Below are 7998 nucleotides of genomic sequence, written 5' to 3'. Positions count from 1 at the left end.
CGCTCCGCCACCACGACGAGGCCCTCCGGCTCACCGGCCCGGGCCGCCGCGGCCACGTCGGCGTTGGTCGAGCCGGTTTCGGCGCGCAGCTCCAGCCGGGACCAGGGGCCGTGCGGGGCGACCAGGGCGCGCCGCAGCCGCGCCGCGCTCAGCGGCGGGCGGTCCAGATCGGTGTACGGCGAGCCCGGCATCCCGTCAGCCTACGGTGCCCGGACACGCCGGCCGCCCGGCGCACGCGACCGGGTGACACCGTCGTCGTGACCCGCCGGGGCCGTCCTCGGAGCGACTGAGGCGAACTGCACAGCGGCAGGCTCCTGAACCATCGTTATATTCCCTGGGTGACTACCGAGACCGGGATCAACATCCACAGCACGTCGGGCAAGCTGGCGGACCTGGAGCGACGGGTCGACGAGGCGGTGCACGCCGGGTCGGCGCGCGCGGTCGAGAAGCAGCACGCGAGGGGTAAGAAGACCGCCCGGGAGCGGATCGAGCTGCTGCTCGACGAGGGCTCCTTCGTCGAGCTGGACGAGCTGGCCCGGCACCGGTCGACCGCCTTCGGGCTGGAGAAGAACCGCCCGTACGGCGACGGCGTCGTCACCGGCTACGGCACGGTGGACGGCCGGCAGGTCTGCGTCTTCGCCCAGGACTTCACGGTCTTCGGCGGCTCCCTCGGCGAGGTCTTCGGCGAGAAGATCGTCAAGGTGATGGACCTGGCCATGAAGATCGGCTGCCCGGTCGTGGGCATCAACGACTCCGGCGGCGCCCGCATCCAGGAGGGTGTCGCCTCGCTCGGCCTCTACGGCGAGATCTTCTTCCGCAACGTGCGGGCCAGCGGCGTCATCCCGCAGATCTCGCTGATCATGGGCCCGTGCGCGGGCGGCGCGGTCTACTCCCCGGCGGTCACCGACTTCACCGTGATGGTCGACCAGACCTCGCACATGTTCATCACCGGCCCGGACGTCATCAAGACGGTCACCGGCGAGGACGTGGGGATGGAGGAGCTGGGCGGCGCCCGCACCCACAACTCGCGCAGCGGCAACGCGCACTACCTCGCCACCGACGAAGCCGACGCGATCGAGTACGTCAAGGCGCTGCTGTCGTACCTGCCGTCGAACAACCTCGACGAGCCGGTCGTCTACGAGGCCCCGGCCGACCTCGACATCTCCGAGGAGGACCGGGAGCTGGACACGCTGATCCCGGACTCGGCCAACCAGCCGTACGACATGCACCGGGTGATCGAGCACGTCCTCGACGACGGCGAGTTCCTGGAGGTGCAGCCGCTCTACGCGCAGAACCTGCTGATCGGCTACGGCCGGGTCGAGGGGCGCCCGGTCGGGGTGGTCGCCAACCAGCCCATGCACTTCGCCGGCACGCTGGACATCGCCGCCTCCGAGAAGGCGGCCCGCTTCGTGCGCACCTGCGACGCGTTCAACATCCCGGTGCTGACCTTCGTGGACGTTCCCGGGTTCCTCCCCGGCACCGGCCAGGAGTGGGACGGCATCATCCGCCGCGGCGCGAAGCTCATCTACGCGTACGCCGAGGCGACCGTCCCGAAGGTCACCGTGATCACCCGCAAGGCCTACGGCGGCGCGTACGACGTGATGGGTTCCAAGCACCTCGGCGCGGACCTGAACTTCGCCTGGCCGACCGCGCAGATCGCGGTGATGGGCGCGCAGGGCGCGGTGAACATCCTCTACCGCTCGGAGCTGGCCGCCGCCGAGGACCCGGCCGCCGTGCGGGCCGAGAAGATCGCCGAGTACGAGGACACCCTGGCGAATCCGTACATCGCCGCCGAGCGCGGCTACGTCGACTCGGTGATCCCGCCGCACGAGACGCGCACCCAGATCGTCCGGGCGCTGCGGGTGCTGCGCACCAAGCGCGAGACCCTGCCGCCGAAGAAGCACGGCAACATCCCCCTCTGACGCGTCCGGCAGGAGCGGCACGACGACGGAAAGGCGTCCCCTCCCGACCGCGGCGGGGACGCCTTTCCCGGCCTGGTGCGGATGTCGCGGATCAACAGGTCGGGTTGGCGGCGGCGCAGAGCCGGCGGGCCGCCGCCACGGCCACTCGGCGCAGCTCCGCCTCCACGCCGTCCCGGCCGAGGGTGACGACCGTGACCAGGTCCCCCACCCGGACGACCGCCGTGAGTTCGGGCTTCGGCAGGTCACTCAGGGGCTTCCCGGTCGCCACATTCCTGGCCTCGGTGATCGAATGCCGCAACAGCACCGCCTCGTCACCGGCGAAGTTCCGCTCTCGCACCTCCCAGCGGTGCACGACCTCCGCCTTGATCGTCCGCCCCTGCCACTCGGTCTGACCGGTCGCGCGCCAGTCGGCGCAGGCCACGAGCATCCGGTCGATCCCGGGCAGGAGCCGCCCGGCCACGTCCTGCGCGACCCGGTAGACGTCCTGGCTGAGGAGCACGTCGGCGGACGGATGGTCGTAGCCGTCCGGGCGGTCCCGCAGCAGGGTCTGCGAGCGGGAGTAGCTCGCCGTCTCCCATTCGGCCTGGTGGCCCTGGATCTTGTGGCAGTACAACAGCATGTCGACGAGCCGGACCGATTCACCGAAGCCGGCTCGACCCAGCGGCGGGTCGGTCTTCGCCGCCAGGTCACCGGGCTGGACCAGCACCTCCCGGGGTATCTCGGTGCGGGCCGGCACGCTCGGTTCCGGTGCCACCGGGGCGGCGACCGGCGGTGGTGCGGGCTGCCCGCCGTGACCGGCGGCGGCCACCGCCGAGGCGGAGACGACGACGAGCACGGCGCTCGCCGCCCCCACCGCTGCCCGGCGGGAGCGACGGCGGGCGCGGGCCCGCAGCTCCGCCGGCTCCGGCCAGCGGACGTCCCGCAAGTCCCGGCGGACCCATTCGACGAACGTCGTCTCGTCACGCATCGGCGGCCTCCTCCAATTCAGAGACAGCGAGTAGCCCGGCGAGCGCGGTGCGTCCCCGGGAGAGTCGGGCCTTGACAGTGCCCACCGGGGCGGCGGTCTGCCGGGCCACCTCGGCGACCGGCATGCCGAGCAGGTAGTAGAGCGCGATCGCGGTGCGTTGCTCCTCGGGCAGCCGGCGCAGCGCGGCGACCACCTCGACGGTGTCGGTGCCCGGGCCGGGGACGCTCTCGGTGGGGCCGTGCCGCAGGTAGGCCCGGGCGCGGCTGCGCAGGCTGCGCCAGCGGCTGACCGCGACCCGGCTGGCCACCACCCGCACCCATGCCTCCGGGTCGTCGTACCCGCTCACCGTCGACCAGCGCTGCCAGGCCCGGATGTACGCCTCCTGCACGGCGTCCTGGGCCTCGGCGAGGTCACCGGTGAGCACGTAGACGAAGCCGAGCAGCCGTTGTCGGCTGCCGCGGTAGAACTCGTCGAACCCGTCGACGTCGGGCAACTGTTACCTCCCCCGTGGCGGTCGCAGGGGACACGCGCCGGCCGGTGCCGCCGGTTGCCCGGTCAACCGATCATTTTCGCCAGCACGGCCGGGTCGAAGCCGCCGGCCGGGATCCGCTCGCGCAGCGCGCGCCGGACCGCGAGCTGGACGGCGGCGTTCACCGGGGTCGGCACGCCGTGCAGCCGGCCGAGCAGCACGATCTCGCCGTTGAGGTGGTCGGCCTCGGCCGAGCCCGTGCCCCGGGCCAGGCTCTGCCAGGTGGAGCCGCCGGCCCGCTCCTCGCCGCCGACCGGTCGGTGGTTGACGAGGTCGCCCCGTTCGGCCTTCTCCTCCTCGGGTGTGGTGTGGGCGATGCCGGCCGCGGCGAGCACGGCGATGCCCTCGGCCCGGGTCCGGTCCCGCAGCTCGGCCGGGACGTCCTGACCGAGCAGCGCCTGGAGGCCGTTGCCGAGGTTGGCCAGGAGCTTGCCGTACTTCCAGCGCAGCACGTCGTCGCGGACCGGGGCGACGAAGCCGGCGGCGGCCAGGTCGGCGGCGACGGTCCGGTCCACGGCGTCCGATCCGGACGGGTAGCGCCCGAGGTGCAGCATGCCGGGGTGCGGGTGGCCGTTGGCCACCACCACGCCCGGTTCGAGGTGGGTGGCGGGCAGCCAGACGCAGACGCCGTGCACATCGTTGAAGAGCCGCAGCGCGGCGCGCTCGTTGGCCACCCCGTTCTGGGCGGTGAAGAGCGGCAGCCGCTGCGCCGCCGTACCGCCGCCGGCCACCGGCGCGTCCGCCCACGCCGTCAGTGCGGCCTCGGTGTCCTGCGACTTGACGGTGAGCACCAGGACGGTGTCGTCGGGCAGTGGGCGGTCGCCCGGCCCGTCGGTGGCCGGGCCGCGCCAGGTCACCTCGCCGTCGGGCTGTCGCAGCGTCAGACCCCGCCGCCGGATCGCCTCCAGGTGCGCGCCGCGGGCCACCAGGGTCACGTCGTGGCCGGCCTGCCCCAGCCGTACGCCGATGGTGCCGCCGACCGCGCCCGCTCCGATGATCACGTATCGCACGGGCTCATTCTGCCGGTACGTCCAGCATGGCGAGATGCACGATCCAGCGCTGCCCGACCGGCGAGACGTCCCGTTCCAGGCGCAGCGGCGTGAATCCGGCGTCGGCCAGCAGTGCCGTCGCCCCGTCGGGGTCGTAACGGGCGAAGAACCGGTCGGCGTTCTCACCCCGCCAACCGTCCCAGGTTTCCCCGGCACCCTCCTGCAGCGAGGTCAGCAGCGCACCGCCGCGTCGGAGCACCCGCCGCATCTCGGCGAGCGCGGACGGTGCGAGGGCCTTGGGCAGATGCAGCAGCGACGCGGAACACCAGACACCGCCGAAGGCGGCGTCAGCGAACGGCAGATGCAGCATGTCGGCCTGCACCAACGGAGCGGTCGTGTCGGCACGGGCGTGGTCCAGCATCCCTCGGGACAGGTCCAGCCCCATCACGACCACGTTCCGCTTCGCCCAGAACACCAGGTCTCGGCCGACGCCGCAGCCCAGATCCAGCACCGGCCCGGCGCTGCGCCGCTGGAAGTCGTCGGCGAGGGCGAGGTAGGCCGGCGGCATGCCGGCGTTGCGGGCGGCGAAGGCGGGAGCGATCCGGTCGTACGCGGCACGGTTGCGCGCGGTCAGCTCGTTCATGTGGGGCGAGCGTAGTGACCTCAAGCCTGCACGGCGCGCTCCGTCGTGATGGGGGCAGGATCAGCGGCCCGGGCGCCGGTCAGCGGGTGAGGCCGGCGTCGGTGAGGATCGGGCCGGCCAGCAGCAGCGCGCCGGCGGCGAGGGCGACCAGGTTGACCAGGGCGAAGACGGTGACCCAGAAGAACGCGGGCAGCGGGGTGAGGCCGGCCAGTTGGTCGGCGTCGGAGGCCGGCATCCGGCCTCGGGAGCGCAGCCGTTGCAGCTCCACCACCGGGCGGACGCCGCCGAGCAGCAGGAACCACACCCCGGTGTACGCGAACGCGGCCTGCACCTGCGGCGTGGCGAACCAGGAGACGGCGAGCACGACCCCACCGGTGACCAGCAGCGAGAGCACCCCGAAGACGTTGCGGATCATGACGAGCATGGCGAGCAGCAGCGCCACGGCCACCCACAGCAGCAGGGTGATCCGGTTGCCGCCGAGCAGCCACGCGCCGGCCAGCCCGATCAGCGGCGGGGCGACGTAGCCGGCGAGCAGGGTGAGGATCATCCCCGGGCCGGCGGGCCGGCCGGCGGAGAGGGTGAGCCCGGAGGTGTCCGAGTGCAGCCGGATGCCGCGCAGCTTGCGACCGGTGAGCAGGGCGACCAGCGCGTGCCCGCCCTCGTGGGCGATGGTGATCGCGTTGCGGGCGATCCGCCAGGGCAGCCGGGTGGAGACGACCACCAGCGCGACGACGGCGGTCAGCAGCACCAGCAGCGGCGGCGGGTCCGGCTGCGCGCCGAACAGCTTGTCCCAGAGGTCGCCCAGCCCGTTGATCGACACCATGGGGCGCGAGCCTACCGGTCCGGGCTCCGGGTGGCGCCGGCCCACCGACCGCCGCCACCCGCCGTGGCGGCCAGCTCACCCTGGGTCGACCGGACGGGGCCCGTCGCCATACAACGCCGTACATCTATGTAGATTTCTTTAGCACCCCTTGCGATCTAGGGCACTTACCTCCAAAGATGAGCGTCAATCAACCGGCGTCCTTGGAGGCATCCATGACCCGTACCAGATCACCGCTGCGCCGACTGCTCGCCGCCGGCCTCACCCTCGTCGCCACCGCGGCGGCGCTCGTCGGCACCGCCGGACCCGCAGCGGCCGCCACCGTCCCCGGGATCGACGTCTCCCACTACCAGGGCGCCATCAACTGGACCAGCGTCCGCAACTCGGGCATCCAGTTCGCCTTCATCAAGGCCACCGAGGGCACCAGCTACAAGGACCCGAGGTTCAACACGAACTACGTGGCCGCCTACAACGCCGGGGTGATCCGCGGGGCGTACCACTTCGCCCGGCCCAACATCTCCGCCGGCTCGACCCAGGCCAACTACCTAGCCTCCAACGGCGGCGCCTGGTCGGCGGACAGCCGCACCCTCCCCGCCGCGCTGGACCTCGAGGCCAACCCGTACGCCGGTGGCTACTGCTACGGCCTCAGCACGACCGGCATGCGCAGCTGGGTCCAGGACTTCCTCAACACCTACCGCGCCCGCACCGGCCGCTACGCCGTCATCTACACCACCACCAGCTGGTGGAACCAGTGCACCGGCAGCTGGACAGGGCCCTGGGGCAACCACCCGCTCTGGATCGCCCGGTGGTCCAGCACGGTCGGCACCCTGCCGGCCGGCGCGCCGTTCTGGAGCTTCTGGCAGTACACCGATCGGGGCAGCGTCGCGGGGATCAGCGGCGGCGTCGACCGGAACTACTGGAACGGCGACCGGACCCGGCTGATCGCGCTCGCCAACAACACCTGAGCCGGACACCGCCTGGGGAGGCGGTTGGCGGCAGCGGGATCGGCTGTCACCGTACGGGTGACAACTGGTCCGGCTGCCGCCACGCCATCCGGGGCCGGGCTCAGGCCCGGCGTCGGGCCGCCACGGGGACGGCCATCGTGTCGTTGCGGGCGAGGGTGCCGCGTCGCGTCAGCCGCCAGACACCCACTCCGGCGACGGTCACGGTCACGACGCTGAGCAGGGCGAACAACACCGGCAGGCCGGCGCTGACGAGGAGCAGGACGATGTCGCCGAGGGCGACGAGCATCCACAGTGCCACCCGGGGTCGGGCGTTCTTCAGTCGGTGACTCATGTCGTACCTCCCTTCCGTCGTGCAAGGTCAGGTACCCCGTACGACGGAAGGTCATGCGAATCAATCTCGCGGCGGCACGAATCCCACGGTTCAGTTCTGGCGGTCGGGCTCGAACCCGGTCGCGATCCGGTCGAAGTTGACCAGATTGGCCTGCCAGTCCTTCTCGGCGATCTCCCAGCGGAAGGCGTAGCCCCGGTTGGTGGCCGTAACGAAGCCCCGGTTACGCACGTGGATCCGGGTGCCGTCGCGGCTCTCCAGCCACTCCCAGTCGGCGCACGTCCGGTAGTAGTCGCACCGCTCGATGCCCAGCAACTGATAGTTGCTGACGCGGTTCTTCCGGCCCGGCTCGATGCTCTTCCAGTCGGCGTAGGCGTCGTCCTTGGGGTCGCTCGTCCACTGGACGAGCAGCTCGCCCACCCCGTTGTCCTGGGTGAACACGACCGTGTCCGAGTTCGGGCGGCCAGCCCTCCAGCCCGGCGGGAGCGGGATGGAGAAGGTCGGCCCCCTGTGCAGGGTCCAGCCCGCCGGCAGGGCGTTCGGATCGGTGGACGCGCTCGCCGTGGGCGTGGCGCTGGGCGGCGCGGCGCTGGTCGGGGGCGGCGCGGCGGGCGCGGTGGCCTGCGGGGCCGACGAGGTCGCGGCGGCAGTGGTCGGGCCGGCCTGCGGGGTCCCGCCACCGTCGTCACCGCCGTCGCTGGTGAGCAGCGGCACGATCACCACCAGGCCGAGCAGCAGCAGCGCGACGAGCACCCCGACCAGCACGTTGCGTCGGGTGTTGTTCGGCTTCGTACCGTCGGCCGGGACGACCGCCGCGCGCCCGGACGGCGGGCCC

Annotated in this window: 9 protein-coding genes and 1 pseudogene; 2 read left to right on the top strand and 8 right to left on the bottom strand. The window is 72.4% G+C overall.

All coding sequences use genetic code 11. From position 1 onward, the window contains the following. Positions 1-191, bottom strand: a pseudogene (locus NCC78_RS23750) (biotin--[acetyl-CoA-carboxylase] ligase); the annotation flags it as partial. A gap of 147 nt (positions 192-338) precedes the next feature. Between NCC78_RS23750 and NCC78_RS23745 the strand changes: the two are divergent. Next, complete coding sequence (locus tag NCC78_RS23745) at positions 339-1922, top strand: acyl-CoA carboxylase subunit beta (protein WP_250797157.1); 1584 nt, start codon at positions 339-341, stop codon at positions 1920-1922. Between the two features lie 91 nt (positions 1923-2013). On the opposite strand, the gene NCC78_RS23740 is transcribed toward NCC78_RS23745, so the two are convergent. From NCC78_RS23740 to NCC78_RS23720, 5 genes are all read right to left on the bottom strand, one after another. Beyond that, complete coding sequence (locus tag NCC78_RS23740) at positions 2014-2889, bottom strand: hypothetical protein (RefSeq protein WP_250797155.1); 876 nt, start codon at positions 2887-2889, stop codon at positions 2014-2016. Further along, a complete protein-coding gene (locus NCC78_RS23735) occupies positions 2882-3382 on the bottom strand; it encodes a SigE family RNA polymerase sigma factor (RefSeq protein ID WP_250797154.1) in 501 nt (166 codons plus the stop codon). The genes NCC78_RS23740 and NCC78_RS23735 overlap by 8 nt, the downstream gene beginning before the upstream one ends. A gap of 62 nt (positions 3383-3444) precedes the next feature. After that, a complete protein-coding gene (locus NCC78_RS23730) occupies positions 3445-4428 on the bottom strand; it encodes a ketopantoate reductase family protein (RefSeq protein ID WP_250797153.1) in 984 nt (327 codons plus the stop codon). 4 nt (positions 4429-4432) lie between these two features. Then, on the bottom strand, positions 4433-5050 hold the full coding sequence (locus NCC78_RS23725) for a class I SAM-dependent methyltransferase (protein ID WP_250797152.1): 618 nt from the start codon (positions 5048-5050) through the stop codon (positions 4433-4435). A 79-nt stretch (positions 5051-5129) separates the two neighbouring features. Beyond that, positions 5130-5873 (bottom strand): M50 family metallopeptidase, encoded by a 744-nt coding sequence (locus NCC78_RS23720; RefSeq protein WP_250797150.1) that lies wholly within the window; start codon positions 5871-5873, stop codon positions 5130-5132. Positions 5874-6085: 212 nt separating this feature from the next. On the opposite strand from NCC78_RS23720, the gene NCC78_RS23715 reads away from it, so the two are divergent. Beyond that, the gene (locus tag NCC78_RS23715; RefSeq protein ID WP_250797147.1) at positions 6086-6835 is read left to right on the top strand and encodes a GH25 family lysozyme; all 750 of its coding nucleotides are present in this window, start codon (positions 6086-6088) and stop codon (positions 6833-6835) included. A gap of 100 nt (positions 6836-6935) precedes the next feature. Here the strand turns inward: NCC78_RS23715 and NCC78_RS23710 are convergent, their stop codons facing one another. Further along, the gene (locus NCC78_RS23710; RefSeq protein WP_250797146.1) at positions 6936-7166 is read right to left on the bottom strand and encodes a hypothetical protein; all 231 of its coding nucleotides are present in this window, start codon (positions 7164-7166) and stop codon (positions 6936-6938) included. Between the two features lie 90 nt (positions 7167-7256). Then, positions 7257-7998: serine/threonine kinase C-terminal domain-containing protein (locus NCC78_RS23705; RefSeq protein WP_504920822.1), on the bottom strand; the 742-nt coding region annotated here is incomplete at its 5' end.

It is taken from the genome of Micromonospora phytophila (genome assembly GCF_023656545.1).
GTDB lineage: Bacteria > Actinomycetota > Actinomycetes > Mycobacteriales > Micromonosporaceae > Micromonospora > Micromonospora phytophila.
The sequence above is the reverse complement of the archived record's forward strand: the minus strand, read 5'-3'. Positions and strand labels throughout refer to the sequence as shown.